Origin of the sequence: Apibacter adventoris (genome assembly GCF_002964975.1) — a bacterium.
Taxonomy (GTDB): domain Bacteria; phylum Bacteroidota; class Bacteroidia; order Flavobacteriales; family Weeksellaceae; genus Apibacter; species Apibacter adventoris.
Genome location: NZ_PSZM01000028.1, coordinates 1 through 16,309 on the forward strand (window position 1 = coordinate 1; position 16,309 = coordinate 16,309).

Here is a 16,309-nt window from a genome sequence, read left to right on the forward strand (position 1 = left end):
AAAAACCTAATTCATTTTTTTTATTAGGTAAACGAACTATTATCCTTCCATTTTCATTCAAACCTATTTCTCTTTTAACTTCATTTTTATAATTCCAATCATTATATTCAAACTCGAGTAACCAATAAGTTACTTTATTTTCCTCATTAAATTTGTGTGAAAATAGTTTATTCAATATCCAAAAGAATAGACATCCTTTACTTTCAATTACTTTCCTTTTTGATTCTTCTAATTTTACTTTTAAGTATTTCACAATAATATTTATCTAGTTCCTAAATGAAAATATCCAGCTTCTTGTATTCCGAGATTATCTTTCACCGGTAATGAAGTTCTTCTAAACATTTGTTTAATTTTCTGCTTACCTGGATTAGGAATTTTATTCAAATATTTAGGGCTAACTCCCTACTTAAACTCTATTGTTCCTTGTCCTAATGTCTTACTATTGTATTCCTCAGGAGTGAAAGTGAATTTATTATTAGCCCCTCTAAACCATTGATTTGCTAGACCTGACATTCTAACACTGAAACCTAAAGTAATCACTCCAACGGTTCCTCCAACATAATCTCCTTCACTAAATGATGAATAACTTTGAACACATCCTGAAATAAAACCTAATGGTGGGGGCCACTGCGCCTGATATAGCTGTCATGACAGGATTAGTATTTACCATTACTATATCTCCCCTGGAATGGGTTAGGTAAACTTATAGAACCTGCATTGGGATCCCCTTCTGCTATACTTCCTTCTGATTCAGTAGATATCCCTCAAAAGAAATATGTGCATAAAGTCCTTCTTTTGTATATTCTAACCTATGTATTGTTTTCTCTATATTATTATCTGTATAGGTTACATTCCATTATTTATATGCAGTCATATTTCCTTTACTTACTGATATAGACTCTTGTTTAACAATCTTACTTTATCTTCGGCATTGATTCTAGCCCTAGACTTAAACAAATTCCCTATTCCTCTCCAAAAGCCACCATCTCCTCCCTCATCTGGCTCCATCCCCATTGGATCAGTAAACCTAATAGGATTTTGATAAGTATACTGATATGGAGTCATCGTTTCTTCAAACAGCGGATCAACGCTCAGCCAGACGGACTCCCTCGGATTATAGTATCTAGCCCCGTAATAGTATAACCCCGTTTCCTCATCCAGTTCCTTGCCATTAAACAGGTAAGGGGTATTCCAACTCTGGTTCCTTTCCTCAATAAACACCTCCCCAAATGGTACATATTCTACATGCTGTACTATTTGTGCGTCTAAGTTAGTAATATAACTGCTACTTCCCAAATGATCCGCATGATCATAATACTGCATCTTTTCTTATTCTTCATTCCCTTTGCCAATTCCGCCTCCATAAGTTTGGAGTTTTTTATCTTTGCCTACATAGCAAAAGCCTGCTCCGTTTACATAATCATTATGCCCTTTTCCATGGTAAAGTACTTCAAAATATGCATAGTGATCTTTATTTAGGAAGTAAATTCTATAAATCTTCTTTTATCCTTTCTCTGGAAAAACCTAAACTCTCAGAACACAACAACTGTAATATTTTCAACTCTATATCTTTCTTATTCAAGTTTATATCTCGCTAACGAATTTGAATTTCTAGATAAAATAAGTGAAAAAGAATTTAAGCTCTGAAAAAATACAAAAGGCTGGTTTAATTTAGCTCTAAACAAAAACGGTAACTATAATGTTACCGTTTCAATATCTATTTTCAGTTGTTTAAAATTCAATCTCTAACCTGATACTTCCCCTTATTTTTTATATTTTATTATTATATTTTAAATACATAACTAATGAATTCAAATAATCTGTATCTATGAAAACTAAACGTATTTCATCATATCTAAAATTCTCTACTTTTAACCATTTAGCATTCACACTGAGAAGTTGAATATATACAGATTTTTCACAAACCTTTGAAACTCTTCCTATATACATAACATTTTCCTTTTTTATCTGAATACCTACTAATTTTATATTCTGATTACTTTTAAAAAAATTGAATATAGCTAATGTTGAATTTAAATCAATATCATTAAATAAATCTTTTTTCCCACTAATTTTCAACAGATATACTTGCTCTTTAATAAAATCATAATCATCCTCTCTACTTTTTTTATTTAAAATAAATTTATTTTGAACGAAAAACTTGCCATCTAAAACAAAATCAGTTGGATTGTTATCGTATAAACTCCATAAATCTCCTTTTTTAATCAAAAAACCATTTAGTTCATCTAAATATCCTTTTATTTTTAAATAATTCAATAACATTCTTACTTTAATTTATTTATATCTTGTTCTTCTAGTATCTGCTTTTTCACCTACCTTATCTTTTGTCTTTCTATATTGTCCATTTTGATGTCTTTGCTTTATTTATCTTCTAGCATTTGAATCTGCTTCATTACCATATTGAGATTTATCAGAGCTTGCCCTCTTTTTCTTAGCCTGCATTCTTTCTGTCTTAGTAGGCTTTCTATTCTGTTCTGGTTGAGGATTAAGTGTTCACTCATCTCCTTTTGTATCAGATCCTTCTATACTTGCTTCTCTATTCTCTCCAGTCATCCAATCCACTACTTTATCCCACAATCTTCCTATTTTATTTCCAACTCTCTTAAGCCAACTTTTCTTTGGCGCTGATCTCCCTACTACTTCTACTTCTTCTAATTCTATCTCTGGTCTAATTGTATTGTAATCTAATCCTGGACTAATAATTATAGGTCCTTTAGGCATGGTTGCTACTGTTGTTCCTATAGTTATAGTTGAACTACCTATAGTTGTAGTAGTTGAAATAACTGTTGCCCCACCTAAAAATATCTGTTTTCCATTAGGATCTACATAATTTATAGGATTCTGATAATAATATCCATACATATTAAGGTTTCCTGAGTTAAACACTCCTCCGTTATGTTGACCATCTATGTAATGCTCTACTCCAAAAATTAAATTATAATCACTCAACGAATCCGTTGAAAACCACACAGACTCCCTCGGATTATAGTATCTCGCTCCCCGTAATAGTATAACCCCGTTTCCTCATCCAGTTCCTTGCCATTAAACAAATAAGGGGTATTCCAACTCTGGTTCCTTTCCTCAATAAACACCTCTCCAAACGGTAAATATTCTACATGCTGTACTATTTTGCGTCTAAGTTAGTAATATAACTGCTACTTCCCAAATGATCTGCATGATAATAATACTGCTTCTTTTCATATTCTTCATTCCCTTTGCCGATTCCGCCTCCATAGGCTTGGAGTTTTCTATCTTTGCCTGCACAGCAGAAACCTGATCCGTTTACATTATCATTATGGTCTTTTCCATGGTAAGGCACTTCAAAATACGCATAGTTGTCTTTATTTAGGGAGTATCCTCTGTAATTATTCTCTTATCCTTTCTTTGTAGCATAAGGAATTTCAAGAACACATCCAATGGGATATTTACAACAACATTGAACTCCTGCTTTAACAAGAAAATTATTTAAACAATAAATCCCCGCAATTGCGATTGCGGGATTGTTTTTTCTAGTTAATAAGCTAAAACTTTTCTACTTTAATATACGTCCATCACTTGTTGTTGCATAATTCTCAAATATATTTATATCTAAAAAACTTACACCATACTTTAGATCATTAAATTTAACTGCATTAGGAAGATATAATATTTTTTTATATTCCTTCGAAAATTCTACAAATGTTGGAGATAAATTTACATAATTGTAAATCTCATACTTTCTTCCTTCAATGCCACCTTCTTTCCCCTGATCTCTTACAACAATTTTTCCAGGGATTTCATTTGTATAATATAATGTGAGAAATTGAGTATTATCAGCTTTAATATAATTACAATTAGTCTTAGGTTTAAACCAACTAGTATATTTACCTGGAATTATATAAGCCCCTTCGGTTGTTTTCCATACAGTTATACAGTTATTTGATGTTAAACAAAAATATTCTCTTTCTTGAAATAAATACAATATACCACTCCCAATTATTGTAATGATCAATATCAAAATAATTATTATCTTTTTTTTCATTATATTTCAATTACTTTGGTCCAAAAGGAATAACACGTTGCGCTTTAGCCCTCTTTACTTCTTCTAAAGATTTACTATATGCCCTTTTAAAAGCATTCATACCTGCAGTATGACCTGCTCTCTCAGCTCTTTGAGTAGGTTGCCCTTCGACCTGCCATTTACCAGTTTTCCAATTTTTCCCTTGTGCTGTTTGTAAGCCATCAAAAGCTGTCCTAGCAGCCATCCATGAAATTCCTTTACGACCTGCTACATATCCTGCTGCTGCATTTCCAAAATCCCTTGCTGAAGCAAACGTTGCAAGATTATCATTTGATAATTTCATTTCATCTATTGAAAATAACATTCCACGATAATGATACTGTGTTGTGGTCATACCACCAGATTTCTCATCAAATCCTCTATCCTTAAAATCATAAAGCTCTCCTCCTGTAACATTTCTCATATATTCAGTTAATCCCAATCCATTTGGATTATTAATAATTTCATTATTCATAAAATCATTTCCACTCATATCTCCAGGATTGATTATAGCTCCTATTGCAGGCTGACCTTCATCTAAGAAAAATGAATATTCTGTAAGCGATTGTCCGACAACTTCATCTGTTCTATTCCCTTTACTATCCATTACATAGATATTTCTATCATTATCAGCTTCTCCTGCTACTACTGTATAACTTCCATCCTCATTTTTAGTAACTCCTGTCCACTCTCCTTTCATCCCCGTTGGGTCAGTAAACCTAATTGGATTTTGATACGTATACTGATACGGAGTCATCGTTTCTTCAAACATCGGATCCACACTTAAGAAGATAGACTCCCTCGGGTTATAGTATCTTGCCCCGTAATAGTATAACCCCGTTTCCTCATCTAGTTCCTTGCCATTAAACAGGTAAGGGGTATTCCAACTCTGGTTCCTTTCCTCAATAAACACCTCCCCAAATGGTACATATTCTACATGCTGTACTATTTGTGCGTCTAAGTTAGTAATATAACTGCTACTTCCCAAATGATCCGCATGATAATAATACTGCATCTTTTCATATTCTTCATTCCCTTTGCCGATTCCGCCTCCATAGGCTTGGAGTTTTTTATCTTTGCCTTCACAGCAGAAGCCTGCTCCGTTTACATAATCATTATGGTCTTTTCCATGGTAAGGCACTTCAAAATACGCATAGTGGTCTTTATTTAGAAGTAACCTCTGTAAATCTTTTCTTATTCTATTTTTGGAACAATCCGAACTCCAAGAACACAACAATTGGGATATTTACAACACCATTGAACTCCTTAGACTACTCTGTATGGACGAGGAGATAGAGTAAAACAAAAGTGACCGATACGTATCGGTCGCTTTTTATTTAATATTATACTGCTAATTTGTCAATATTTTGTGAACTAGCTGTAAAAGAGGAGCGTTTTATTTATAAAAGTTCAGTTCTTGTTTTTCCAAAATTTAAGATTCTTTTATTTCTTAAACTTTCATATATAAAAAATATAATTTATTATTAGATACATCTATAAGATACATTTCTATTGCATAAAAATAACCGTTTCTTTCCTTATAATAATATGACACTAAATTATTTTCTGATAATATTAAGTCATTTATAATTGAAATATATTGTCTAAATTTTTCATCTACTATATTATATTCTCCTATAAGTTTAAAAACACGTTTATCAATTAATGAAACTTCTTCCCATTGAGACAATTGCCAATCTTTTCTTATATCATAAGAATGAGGATAATCTTTTTTGTCTATAAACAGGTTATTATGCTTTTTATTAAATAAATATTCTATAAATAAAACTCCTTTTCCCCTAACACCATCTTCTTCATATTTATAGAGTTCTTTATTTATAGATATATCTAACCCTAATATATTTTCACAAAAAGTATTATCAAGTACCATAGAAGAGCAGCCTGAAAGAATTAAAATTCCTAAAACTAAAATCCAATTATATATTATTTTTTTTATCATATTAAATTTAATTAAATATCAATAATAATTACGGTAAAATAGGGGCATTTGGTTTAAAAAGAACTGAATTCGACTTCAATTTTGCTGTACCATAGGTATATATATCAAACGGTGTTCCTTCCCCTGCAACAAATTTCCCTATTCTTGTACCTATATTCCTTACAGCTCTTTTCAATGTACCATCACTAGGTTTTATATCAAAATCATAGGTATCTAATAGACCTTTTTTATCTCCCAATCGTACAATTCCATTTTTTTTATCCATCAATGTTATCTTAATGCTTCCATATACTAAACCTGTCTCTGTATTTTGTGTTAAAAAGAAATTAAAATAATATCCATTTTTACTCTGATTAACATTTTCTAAAGTGACTGGAAATAAATCTATCAACGCTGAATTAACAAATAAAGGACTTCCACCTCCATTTCTATACCAATCATTAGCCTCACTTAAAGTTAAAAATCCATCATAATCAGGCCTATTTTTCAATCCTAAAGAGTGCATATTAATCCTATCAAAAACTGCTGCTTGATACTTTCCTTTCTCTGTTAATCCTCCCTTACCATCTGATTCCACATTATAATTACTCAACAAAGTTCCTTTACTCTTAGCTTCTTCATGAGACATACCTTGAGAAAAATTATCTTTATTCATTATTATAGCTTCTCCTTGCAAGCCTCTGTTGTCAGTTCCTAAAAAATTACCATTTTCATCATAAATGGGATTTGCTTCCATCCCCGTTGGGTCAGTAAACCTAATTGGATTTTGATATGTATACTGATACGGAGTTCCTGTTTTCTCAAACATCGGATCCATACTTAAAAAGATAGACTCCCTCGGGTTGTAATACCTAGCCCCATAATAGTATAACCCCGTTTCCTCATCCAGTTCCTTGCCATTAAACAAATAAGGGGTATTCCAACTCTGGTTCCTTTCCTCAATTAACACCTCCCAAAATGGTACATATTCTACATGCTTTACTATTTGTGCGTCTAAGTTAGTAATATAACTGCTACTTCCCAAATGATCCGCATGATAATAATACTGCATCTTTTCATATTCTTCATTCCCTTTGCCGATTCCGCCTCCATAGGTTTGGAGTTTTTTATCTTTGCCTTCACAGCAGAAGCCTGCTCCGTTTACATAATCATTATGGTCTTTTCCATGGTAAGGCACTTCAAAATTCGCATAGTTGTCTTTACTTAGGGAGTAAACTCTGTAAATCTTCCCTTATCCTCTCTTTAGAACATCCCGAACTCTCTGAAAACACTATCTGGGACTTATTCAACACCATTGAACTCCTTAGATTACTCATTCCTGAAGATGAACTCGAATTACTGGATCTATTGAACAAAGATTCCTAATACAAAAAACCCCGCGAAATGCGGGGGTTGTTATTCCTTATCCTCTAAACTATTAACTATAAAACATTATAAATTATAAGTTGAGGATGATATTAATTATTTAAACCAAAGTCATATCTTTTAACATATCAAAAGGTTCTAAGTAAAGACTTTCTATAGTTCCTATCTTTGATAAAATCTGTTCTACAGATCCTTCTTCTGTCATTTTTGATACTACATTTCTTATAGTTTCCTTATCCAAATCTTTTACTATAACCATATCTGTAGCCCAAAAATATATTTCTTTATTTTTTAACATTAATTCTTTTACATTTAATAGAGTAAAAAACGTAACAAAAAAAACTTCCTCATTTTCATAAACAATATTTACATCAATATTGTCATTGAAAACATCTTTTACTTGATAAAATGATGGGAAAATAATTTTAAATTTTTTCATTAATATGCTTCTAATATACGATTAATTACTTGTTGCTGATTAGCTTTACTAGAATATCCCACTATCTCTATTCCATCACTGCCGTTTCTAAAGTATACTCTAGCTCCTCCTCTAGATCTAGCTTCAAATATTCCTTTCCCTATACTTTTCGTACCAATACCTGGGTTCATATTACCTTTTGATAACTGATCTATTAAATCATTAGCCTCTTTTCTTAATACAACATTACCTTTAAATGTTTCTTTCGATAATTTCAATAATTTACTATCTTTTTTTACAAGAGAAATTAACTTAGGCAAACTTTTACCTTTTGAAGATATCGTAGTCAATAAAGTAGTTCCTAACTGAATATTATTAGCTGTCTCTTCTGAGACATCAGAACCTGTAATCTGTTCTCCTAGCCATTGAATCCCCTGAGTTGTTACTTCTGCTAATCCTGAAAAAGGATCTCCTCCTACATAATTATCTTCTCTATCCCAAATTGCAATAGTTTCTGGATCATGAGTTTGTTCTATTTCTCCAACTTCAACAGTTCCTGTTCTATTTGTCTCAGATCCTGAAGATTTAGGTTTCATTTCTGGAAATGGATTGAATAATCGTTTAAAGAAACTACCTATTGGTTGAGATATATTCCTTCCAAACCAAGACCTCTTTGGAGGATCGCCTGCACTATCTTCCGGAACCATCCCTGTAGGATCGGTATAATTTATTGGATTCTGAAATGTATACGCATACGGTGAGATATTCGGGTACTTTTCAGCCAACGGATCACTACTTAACCACACACTCTCCCTAGGATTATAGTATCTGGCTCCGTAATAGTATAACCCCGTTTCCTCATCCAGTTCCTTGCCATTAAACAAATAAGGGGTATTCCAACTCTGGTTCCTTTCCTCAATAAACACCTCTCCAAACGGTACATATTCTACATGCTGTACTATTTGTGCGTCTAAGTTAGTAATATAACTGCTACTTCCCAAATGATCTGCATGATAATAATACTGCATCTTTTCATATTCTTCATTCCCTTTGCCGATTCCCCCTCCATAGGCTTGGAGTTTTTTATCCTTTCCTTCACAGCAGAAGCCTGCTCCGTTTACATAATCATTATGGTCTTTTCCATGGTAAGGTACTTCAAAATAAGAATTGTGGTCTTTATTTTGGGAATAACCTTTGCAAGTCCTCCCTTATCCTCTCTTTGGATCATAAAGAATTCTCCTAATACTTTAAAAATAAGACATTTACAATATCTTTTCTCTTATTCAAGCCCTCCTGCCTAATGAAGAACTCGAACTGCTCGATTTATTGAATAAAGAGTAAAGAAAAAGAGGATGTGCACTTTATTTTTCACATCCTCTTTTTTTAGTTTTTCAATATAATTATTCTATTATTTAAGTATCGTTGCTTGAGGGAATTCTTTTATGATAAATTCCTTATCACTAATAGATAAATTTTTATATATAAAATTTCTTAAAACTAATAAAATAGTATTATCTTCAAAATCTTCATCTTTATAATACGAAGTTAAAATGTTTATTATAAGTGATTTAGTTAAATTATTGGGAATAGAATATTGCATTAAACTAGATATAATTCGTATTATTTTATAAACTTCATCCTTATCTAAATAATATTCATAAATATACATTAATTCTTCTGTAATGTGGAACTTAAGTTGTTTATTCTTTAAATAGTCTTCTATTAATTCAAATCTAAGAGTACTATTTTTATAATATAATTCAAAATCTATACTAAAACCTATAGATATCTTAATTGTTGTATCTTTTAGTGATAAAATTTCAGACTTTAGCCAACTTAACTTGTTTTCAATTCCATCATATAGTGTATTTGCTAACACACTTAATTTTTTAAATATTATTGTACTTTCTTTTATAAAATCTACTGAAATAGGAATATGATTTAATTGATCATTATACCATCTATAATCTTCTTCAAATTTATTATTCATTATTTCCCTGTTTTAATATTATAAATTATCTTAGGAGGTTCCATTAATGAAGTATTAAACAAAGCAGTAGCAGCTCCAGGAAATCCATAAGAAAAACCTTTTTCATACTTTAAATATGGCATTCCAGCCATTCTAGCTGCATTAAAAACAGGCCCCCCTTTTCCAGTCCCAGGTGTATATATAAATGGAGTTGTCTCAAACAATGTCGCAGAAGCTATGTTTACCTTATAACTCAAAATATAGTCATATTTTGAATCTAATTTATTAATAAAACTTGCATCTAATAAATATGATATATCAGTTCTTACATGGGGCCCTTCTCCAGAAGTTTTTAAATCAACTAAATACCCTTTTGTTGAAGCATATTCAGCACTAGACATTGCCCGGTAAAAATATTGAAAAGATGGAGATTTTTTTGTTATATCTCCCTCTAAAAGCAAAGCCCCACTAATAAGTCCTAAAGCTCTTAATATCCCAGTGCCGAGTAATTCAGTTGATCCTTCTGCTAATAGTCCTACTGTTGTAGCTTCACTGCTACTAGTAGATACATAACCCCAATTCCCATTTTTATATAATTGAAATTGCTTGTTTGTCCCCCATTCATTAAAAATTTGGTCTCCACCTTCGTAAAAGTCTGTATTTTCACCATACTTGGCTTTTGCTTGAGATTCTGTATTTACTTCTGAATCCCATGTCCATGATCTTTTCCCATTTTCATCAGTTTGGCCTATCCATCCATCGGGCTCCATCCCTGTAGGATCTGTAAATTTTATAGGATTTTGATACGTATACTGATACGGAGTCATGGTTTTTTCAAAAAGTGGATCCACTGACAACCACACAGACTCCTTCGGATTATAATACCTAGCTCCGTAGTAGTATAACCCCGTTTCCTCATCCAGTTCCTTGCCATTAAACAAATAAGGGGTATTCCAACTCTGGTTCCTTTCCTCAATAAACACCTCTCCAAACGGTACATATTCTACATGCTGTACTATTTGTGCGTCTAAGTTAGTAATATAACTGCTACTTCCCAAATGATCTGCATGATAATAATACTGCATCTTTTCATATTCTTCATTCCCTTTGCCGATTCCACCTCCATAGGCTTGGAGTTTTTTATCCTTTCCTTCACTGCAGAAGCCTGCTCCGTTTACATAATCATTATGCCCTTTTAGGCATAGTTGTCTTTACTTATGAAATAACCTTTATAAATCTTCCCTTATCCTTTCTTTGGAACATCCTGAACTCCAAGAACACAAACCATTGGGACTTATTCAATACCATTGAACTCCTCATATTGCTCTGCATGAACGAGAAAATTAGTTAAATAAAAGAGGCTGTCTTAGTCTTTAGACAGCCTCTTATTTTATACTATTTTAGGTTCAATTCATACTGAAATATTCTTATATTAAACCCTATATATTTATTATGCTGATACTATTCAAAAGTTTTAAACCTTACAGTACTATTATTATCAAGTTTTGAATCTTGATACCTAATTAATAAATCATTAATAACAGTATCTTTTTTATCTTTATTTAGAATATAATTCCTACCATAAGTTATTTCTAAAGTATCGCCTAATAACAAATTAATATCATCTATCGCATTCTCCTCTATAACATTATTTGTTTTTTCCTCCTTGTTTATAATTTTAATATACTCTGGATACACTTTTGTTACACTAAAGCTTCCTTTTGTATACCAGACTATTTTATATTTTGAGCTTTCTATAATCTTTCTGTTTAAATCTATATCTTTGAGAAATCCCTTACATCCATATAGTAAGAGAATACTGATTGATAATATAACTACTTTTCTCATTTCTATTAATATCTAAAATACTTATTGTAATTCGCTTTAAAATAAAATCCGTTATATATTCCAGAACCAGAATATGTATATTCTCCATAAAAAGGATAACCTTTATTATAGCCATTTCCACTGTTTTTATATTGATTATATTTACCAACAATAGGCATTACTTTTATGTAAAAATCCCTTGGTTTTCCATTGTAATTTTCTGCATATTGAGAATAAATATTCCTCATATTTTTTCCAAAACTAACATTGGAAGTATATCTAACCGTAGTATATATTTTTTTCTCTGCATCAACTATAACGGTCGTGTAATGACCATATTTTTCTTTTATATCCCTATATCCTTTATTTCTTGAGGATAAAGCCAGTTCAGCTAAATCAGCTCCTTCCGAATACCCCGAAGGCTTATAGTCATTTTTATAAATCAATGTGTAAAAATTAAGGTTTGAATTTGGATCAAACATAGTTTTTGGCTTAACACCTGAAAATGTACCTTTAGATTCATCTGTATTCATATAATCCCAAGGGTTTAAAGTATCTCCTATTTTTTCACTCGAATTCACATCATAATTTCCATCTTTATCAGCTATATAAATCCCTGTATCTCCATCATTTTTGGCACTCACAACAGTATAGGTACCTTCCTTATTTTTTATAACTCCTGTACTCTCTCCCTCCATCCCCGTTGGGTCAGTAAACTTAATTGGATTTTGATAAGTATACTGATACGGAGTCATTGTTTCTTCAAACATTGGATCCACACTTAAAAAGATAGACTCCCTCGGATTGTAATACCTAGCTCCATAATAGTATAACCCCGTTTCCTCATCCAGTTCCTTGCCATTAAACAGGTAAGGGGTATTCCAACTCTGGTTCCTTTCCTCAATAAACACCTCCCCAAATGGTACATATTCTACATGCTGTACTATTTGCGCGTCTAAGTTAGTAATATAACTGCTACTTCCCAAATGATCCGCATGATCATAATACTGCTTCTTTTCATATTCTTCATTCCCTTTGCCGATTCCGCCTCCATAGGTTTGGAGTTTTTATTCTTTCCTTCACAGCAGAAGCCTGCTCCGTTTACATAATCATTATGGTCTTTATTTAGAGAGTAAACTCTGTAAATCTTCTCTTATCTTTTCTTTGAAACATACAGAACTCCAAGAACACAACCATCGGGATATTTATAATACCATTGAATTTCAGCGTTCCCTTATATCCCTAAGGATGAACTGGAGCTGTTGGATTTAATTAACAAAGAGTCTTAAAACAAAACTCCGCTCGTTGAGCGGGGTTTTGTTTATAATCTACTTTAAAGAGTCTGACACTAATTTCATCTCTCTATTAAAATCTTCCCATTTTTTACTATCTGAATAATAGATTTTTGATTCGTCAAAACCTATTCCGAAATAAATATTATAATTAATACTATCTTTTTGTATTAAATAATATATAGCATCATAATCATCTTCTTCTTTTTCCCCTATTTCTTCTAAAGATTTAGGTAATCTTCCTCTTTTGTTCTTAAAATTTTCTATTTTTCTTACTATTTTATTTCCTTCTTTTATTAATCTTTCCTCTCTTTCTATACGTAAATAAAAAAACCAAAAACAAAACAGAAATATAAGTATTCCTAAAAAAATTAAAATAATTTTTTTCATTTTAGTTTAATTTAAGGATTATCTTTGGTATATACAGGTTTAGTTGTATGATTAGTACGACTTGGTGGTTTTCTTTCATCCTTATTTGGAAGTTTTTTATAATTTGGTGCATTTTCTGGAGTTTTAGCTTTCAATACATTATCAAAATAATTTACCCCAAATTCTGCTCCAAATTTATTACTTGGTAAATCTTCATAACTATATGCTGAGTGTGACACAAATATTCTATCAGACATCTCTTGATAATTTCCATCTTGTATTGCTTCTCCCACAGGATCCATATTAGATTGTGCTATCAATGAGGTTGATATTCCTTGTGTAGCAAATCCTCCTGCCTTTTTTATTTCATCTATAGCTCTCTGTGCTGATTCTTTTTGTTGTTTATAATCATATGCTCTTCCTGCATAAAACATAAAATGCGCCATATCCATTCAACCTCCTTTTTCAGTATAAATATATTTATCTTTGAATGTATTTATACGTTATGTATAAACTGGCATAGGTCTTCCTTGCCCCCAATCAAATTTAGTTACACCTAATAATAACATTGCGCTATGAGCGGATTTACCTGCCTTCAATCCTAATTTTGTACCTGTTGTATTAATTGTTTTTACAAATCCTTTTATTGTAACAGCTTCAGGTTTTATTGGTTCCATACCTTCAGGATCAATATATTTCACTGGATTTTGCCCCATATAGATATAAGGACTAATACCCGGATATTTCTCCGTCCTCGGATCCACGCTCAACCACACAGACTCCCTTGGGTTGTAATATCTAGCACCGTAATAGTATAACCCCGTTTCCTCATCCAGTTCCTTGCCATTAAACAAATAAGGGGTATTCCAACTCTGGTTCCTTTCCTCAATAAACACCTCTCCAAACGGTACATATTCTACATGCTGTACTATTTGTGCGTCTAAGTTAGTAATATAACTGCTACTTCCCAAATGATCCGCATGATCATAATACTGAATCTTTTCATATTCTTCATTCCCTTTGCCGATTCCGCCTCCATAGGCTTGGAGTTTTTTATCTTTGCCCGCATAGCAAGTGTATATTTTCTATCTCTATCTGCTTTTTTATTGATTGTGTTATACTGCTAAATCTTGTTTTTGAACTTTTGGGAAACAGTTTTTTTGTTTCTTGTTCTGTCTTTATTATTTTTAGTAATTCTTCTCTTGTTTGGGTCAGATACTTATGCAATTCCATGATCTGATTAGAGGCTAAGGGCAAGATCCTTTCTTTGAGTTTATATTCACTTATTCTGGGTACTTGTACGATTGCTTTTTCTACATCTATATGCCCAATTTCTAATCTCTCTAAGGTAATACTATCCAACCCCTGATAAATCATCAAGCCTAAGATCACTTTATTTCTTTGTCGGTAATGGTTGAATTGCCCGCCTAAATGACCTTGTACGGAGTAGTTCTCATATAATTCTGTAAGTTCTTGTTCTGTTAATAGTCCTTGGATAAGGGGTTTTGTTTCCGACTTTATCCTAAAGTTTATTAGTGGATGGGATTTTCTTTTTTTTATTGCTACTAGATAATTATAATACTGTTCTAGTGTTTTTAATTGATTGTTTAACGTGGATATCTGGTATTTTTTCTTCTGGTTTTCTATAAGGCTGAGCAATGCTTTTGTTGTTAGTTTTTCTAGTTCTTGATCTTTTAAACATAATTTCTCCCAATTTTCTATATGATTTTCTTTGGCTTGTAAGGTTCTCTCGGCATATTTATACTTAATTCGTAAGTAAGATATAAAATTATTCATTTTCTTATTTCTTTCTACTTACTCCTTATTGCTAAATTCCTACTTCTTACTTCTATATGCGTATATCTTTGGGTGCTTTCTAAACTGCTATGGCCTAAGAATTTACTAATCTGCTCTAATTCCATCCCTCTTTGTAATAAGTGACTGGCTATACTATGCCTGAGTAAATGGGGATAAATCCTTTTTTTTATTTTAGTTCTTTTTACTAATCGTTTTAGTATTTGATAAATGCCGTCTGATCTTAAATCGCCTTTATGGCCTTATAAGAGTTTTTTCTTGTTGAATGGCCCTTTCTTGATCTATATATGTTGTTATAATTTGTAAGGATTTGTTATTTATGGGTACTTGTCTTTGTTTTTTGGTTTTACTCTTTTTTACTAAAAGGAGTTTATTCTCTCTGTCTATATCTTCTATTTCTATATTGGATACTTCGCTTAACCGGAGTCCTAAACTGTATAAACAGACTAATACTACCTTGTCTCTTACATCTTTACAGCTTTTTAGTAATTCCTCTATTTCTGCTATACTTACTATATCTATTTTCGGAATCTCTTTTTTATGGTATTCTTCTGCTAAATAAACCTGCTCTTGTTCTATAGATTTTAGATAGTTTACATATACTTTCTTTTGGTAGTAATACAGTTGTAAGGTGGAGGGTTTAAAGGATAAGGATTGATTGTCCGTTTTAGTCTCATATAATTCGGCTCTTTTTAACAACCCCCGAATACTACTCTTTTGATAGCCTTTTAACTCTAAATACTTCCTATAATTTCTTATTCTTTCTTCTATCATCGTTCTTCTTTTTAGGTTATTCTTTTTGGGAATTAGGAACACTTACCTTATAAAACATTGATTATATTTATAGTAGACTATTTTTAGGTGTTCCCAACCTGTTCCTTTTCTGTTTCGTTTTTTAATTTCTCTATTTGGATTTGTAGTTGTTCTTTGATTCTCATTCTTAGTTTCTGATAATCGTCCCAATACAGGATCTTGTATTTAATCCCTATTCGTTCATGCCCCCCTATGGGTTTTATATAATCTAACTCTTTTAAACTCTGGATATATCGGAACATCTGTGTTTTACTTATGTTTAAACTTTGTCTCACTTCTCGTAAATAAAATTCTTTATCCTTACTCTTTAAATACTTTTTTAACCGCTCATAAAACTGTCGTAAACTTCCGTCCAACTCATCTATTTTTAAGAGTATACTCTCAAAGAGTATCTCTGTGGCCTGCTCTAAGTCTTCTATTT

23 protein-coding genes and 1 pseudogene are annotated in these 16,309 nt (G+C 31.9%); all 24 read right to left on the reverse strand.

Annotated elements, in window-relative coordinates; all coding sequences use genetic code 11:
- Positions 1-253 (reverse strand): hypothetical protein (locus tag C4S77_RS04240; protein WP_395856025.1); only part of this gene is annotated, 253 nt, incomplete at its 3' end.
- Positions 254-261: 8 nt separating this feature from the next.
- A complete protein-coding gene (locus tag C4S77_RS13355; RefSeq protein ID WP_260209416.1) occupies positions 262-384 on the reverse strand; it encodes a hypothetical protein in 123 nt (40 codons plus the stop codon).
- A 501-nt stretch (positions 385-885) separates the two neighbouring features.
- Complete coding sequence (locus tag C4S77_RS04245; RefSeq protein WP_221405063.1) at positions 886-1,323, reverse strand: RHS repeat domain-containing protein; 438 nt, start codon at positions 1,321-1,323, stop codon at positions 886-888.
- 447 nt (positions 1,324-1,770) lie between these two features.
- Positions 1,771-2,283, reverse strand: coding sequence for a hypothetical protein (locus C4S77_RS04250; protein ID WP_105246300.1), 513 nt, complete (start codon positions 2,281-2,283; stop codon positions 1,771-1,773).
- A gap of 231 nt (positions 2,284-2,514) precedes the next feature.
- Positions 2,515-2,991 (reverse strand): hypothetical protein, encoded by a 477-nt coding sequence (locus tag C4S77_RS04255; RefSeq protein ID WP_146106038.1) that lies wholly within the window; start codon positions 2,989-2,991, stop codon positions 2,515-2,517.
- The gene (locus C4S77_RS12960; RefSeq protein ID WP_181042811.1) at positions 2,967-3,113 is read right to left on the reverse strand and encodes a hypothetical protein; all 147 of its coding nucleotides are present in this window, start codon (positions 3,111-3,113) and stop codon (positions 2,967-2,969) included. The genes C4S77_RS04255 and C4S77_RS12960 overlap by 25 nt, the downstream gene beginning before the upstream one ends.
- Positions 3,114-3,145: 32 nt before the next feature.
- Complete coding sequence (locus C4S77_RS04260) at positions 3,146-3,340, reverse strand: hypothetical protein (protein ID WP_105246304.1); 195 nt, start codon at positions 3,338-3,340, stop codon at positions 3,146-3,148.
- A 213-nt stretch (positions 3,341-3,553) separates the two neighbouring features.
- Positions 3,554-4,042, reverse strand: a complete 489-nt coding sequence (locus C4S77_RS04265) for a hypothetical protein (protein WP_105246306.1) — start codon at positions 4,040-4,042, stop codon at positions 3,554-3,556.
- Between the two features lie 10 nt (positions 4,043-4,052).
- Positions 4,053-5,294 carry an RHS repeat domain-containing protein gene (locus C4S77_RS04270; RefSeq protein ID WP_317614913.1) on the reverse strand — a complete coding sequence of 414 codons (1,242 nt, stop codon included), beginning with the start codon at positions 5,292-5,294 and terminating at the stop codon, positions 4,053-4,055.
- A 216-nt stretch (positions 5,295-5,510) separates the two neighbouring features.
- A complete protein-coding gene (locus tag C4S77_RS04275) occupies positions 5,511-6,020 on the reverse strand; it encodes a hypothetical protein (protein WP_105246310.1) in 510 nt (169 codons plus the stop codon).
- 28 nt (positions 6,021-6,048) lie between these two features.
- Entirely contained in the window at positions 6,049-7,197 is a 1,149-nt protein-coding gene (locus C4S77_RS04280) for an RHS repeat domain-containing protein (protein ID WP_260209421.1), read from the reverse strand.
- A gap of 288 nt (positions 7,198-7,485) precedes the next feature.
- Positions 7,486-7,824: a hypothetical protein gene (locus C4S77_RS04285; protein WP_105246313.1), complete on the reverse strand. Its 339-nt coding sequence runs from the start codon at positions 7,822-7,824 to the stop codon at positions 7,486-7,488.
- Positions 7,824-8,831 (reverse strand): RHS repeat domain-containing protein, encoded by a 1,008-nt coding sequence (locus tag C4S77_RS04290; RefSeq protein WP_221405081.1) that lies wholly within the window; start codon positions 8,829-8,831, stop codon positions 7,824-7,826. Before C4S77_RS04290 ends, C4S77_RS04285 begins: the two co-directional genes overlap by 1 nt.
- A gap of 380 nt (positions 8,832-9,211) precedes the next feature.
- Positions 9,212-9,793 carry a hypothetical protein gene (locus C4S77_RS04295; protein ID WP_105246315.1) on the reverse strand — a complete coding sequence of 194 codons (582 nt, stop codon included), beginning with the start codon at positions 9,791-9,793 and terminating at the stop codon, positions 9,212-9,214.
- Entirely contained in the window at positions 9,793-10,857 is a 1,065-nt protein-coding gene (locus C4S77_RS04300) for an RHS repeat domain-containing protein (RefSeq protein WP_221405082.1), read from the reverse strand. The genes C4S77_RS04295 and C4S77_RS04300 overlap by 1 nt, the downstream gene beginning before the upstream one ends.
- A 376-nt stretch (positions 10,858-11,233) precedes the next feature.
- Positions 11,234-11,620, reverse strand: coding sequence for a hypothetical protein (locus C4S77_RS04305; RefSeq protein ID WP_105246319.1), 387 nt, complete (start codon positions 11,618-11,620; stop codon positions 11,234-11,236).
- Positions 11,621-11,625: 5 nt separating this feature from the next.
- Complete coding sequence (locus C4S77_RS04310; protein WP_260209425.1) at positions 11,626-12,585, reverse strand: RHS repeat-associated core domain-containing protein; 960 nt, start codon at positions 12,583-12,585, stop codon at positions 11,626-11,628.
- 342 nt (positions 12,586-12,927) lie between these two features.
- The gene (locus tag C4S77_RS04315; protein ID WP_105246320.1) at positions 12,928-13,281 is read right to left on the reverse strand and encodes a hypothetical protein; all 354 of its coding nucleotides are present in this window, start codon (positions 13,279-13,281) and stop codon (positions 12,928-12,930) included.
- Between the two features lie 11 nt (positions 13,282-13,292).
- The gene (locus C4S77_RS04320; RefSeq protein WP_105246322.1) at positions 13,293-13,712 is read right to left on the reverse strand and encodes a hypothetical protein; all 420 of its coding nucleotides are present in this window, start codon (positions 13,710-13,712) and stop codon (positions 13,293-13,295) included.
- A 51-nt stretch (positions 13,713-13,763) separates the two neighbouring features.
- A complete protein-coding gene (locus tag C4S77_RS04325) occupies positions 13,764-14,231 on the reverse strand; it encodes an RHS repeat domain-containing protein (protein WP_260209428.1) in 468 nt (155 codons plus the stop codon).
- Between the two features lie 82 nt (positions 14,232-14,313).
- Positions 14,314-15,057 (reverse strand): hypothetical protein, encoded by a 744-nt coding sequence (locus C4S77_RS04330; RefSeq protein WP_105246326.1) that lies wholly within the window; start codon positions 15,055-15,057, stop codon positions 14,314-14,316.
- Positions 15,058-15,071: 14 nt separating this feature from the next.
- A pseudogene (locus C4S77_RS13520) lies at positions 15,072-15,290 on the reverse strand (tyrosine-type recombinase/integrase); the annotation flags it as partial.
- Positions 15,291-15,309: 19 nt separating this feature from the next.
- Positions 15,310-15,849, reverse strand: coding sequence for a tyrosine-type recombinase/integrase (locus tag C4S77_RS04340; RefSeq protein WP_105246330.1), 540 nt, complete (start codon positions 15,847-15,849; stop codon positions 15,310-15,312).
- 83 nt (positions 15,850-15,932) lie between these two features.
- On the reverse strand, positions 15,933-16,244 hold the full coding sequence (locus C4S77_RS04345; protein WP_105246332.1) for a hypothetical protein: 312 nt from the start codon (positions 16,242-16,244) through the stop codon (positions 15,933-15,935).
- Positions 16,245-16,309: the final 65 nt, after the last annotated feature.

Excerpts from the sequence above, each read along its gene's own strand:
- C4S77_RS04245 (WP_221405063.1), bottom strand. The coding sequence starts at position 1,323 with ATGCAGTATTATGATCATGCGGATCATTTGGGAAGTAGCAGTTATATT.
- C4S77_RS04250 (WP_105246300.1), bottom strand. The coding sequence starts at position 2,283 with ATGTTATTGAATTATTTAAAAATAAAAGGATATTTAGATGAACTAAAT.
- C4S77_RS04265 (WP_105246306.1), bottom strand. The coding sequence starts at position 4,042 with ATGAAAAAAAAGATAATAATTATTTTGATATTGATCATTACAATAATT.
- C4S77_RS04275 (WP_105246310.1), bottom strand. The coding sequence starts at position 6,020 with ATGATAAAAAAAATAATATATAATTGGATTTTAGTTTTAGGAATTTTA.
- C4S77_RS04285 (WP_105246313.1), bottom strand. The coding sequence starts at position 7,824 with ATGAAAAAATTTAAAATTATTTTCCCATCATTTTATCAAGTAAAAGAT.
- C4S77_RS04290 (WP_221405081.1), bottom strand. The coding sequence starts at position 8,831 with ATGCAGTATTATTATCATGCAGATCATTTGGGAAGTAGCAGTTATATT.
- C4S77_RS04295 (WP_105246315.1), bottom strand. The coding sequence starts at position 9,793 with ATGAATAATAAATTTGAAGAAGATTATAGATGGTATAATGATCAATTA.
- C4S77_RS04300 (WP_221405082.1), bottom strand. The coding sequence starts at position 10,857 with ATGCAGTATTATTATCATGCAGATCATTTGGGAAGTAGCAGTTATATT.
- C4S77_RS04305 (WP_105246319.1), bottom strand. The coding sequence starts at position 11,620 with ATGAGAAAAGTAGTTATATTATCAATCAGTATTCTCTTACTATATGGA.
- C4S77_RS04315 (WP_105246320.1), bottom strand. The coding sequence starts at position 13,281 with ATGAAAAAAATTATTTTAATTTTTTTAGGAATACTTATATTTCTGTTT.
- C4S77_RS04320 (WP_105246322.1), bottom strand. The coding sequence starts at position 13,712 with ATGGATATGGCGCATTTTATGTTTTATGCAGGAAGAGCATATGATTAT.
- C4S77_RS04330 (WP_105246326.1), bottom strand. The coding sequence starts at position 15,057 with ATGAATAATTTTATATCTTACTTACGAATTAAGTATAAATATGCCGAG.
- C4S77_RS04340 (WP_105246330.1), bottom strand. The coding sequence starts at position 15,849 with ATGATAGAAGAAAGAATAAGAAATTATAGGAAGTATTTAGAGTTAAAA.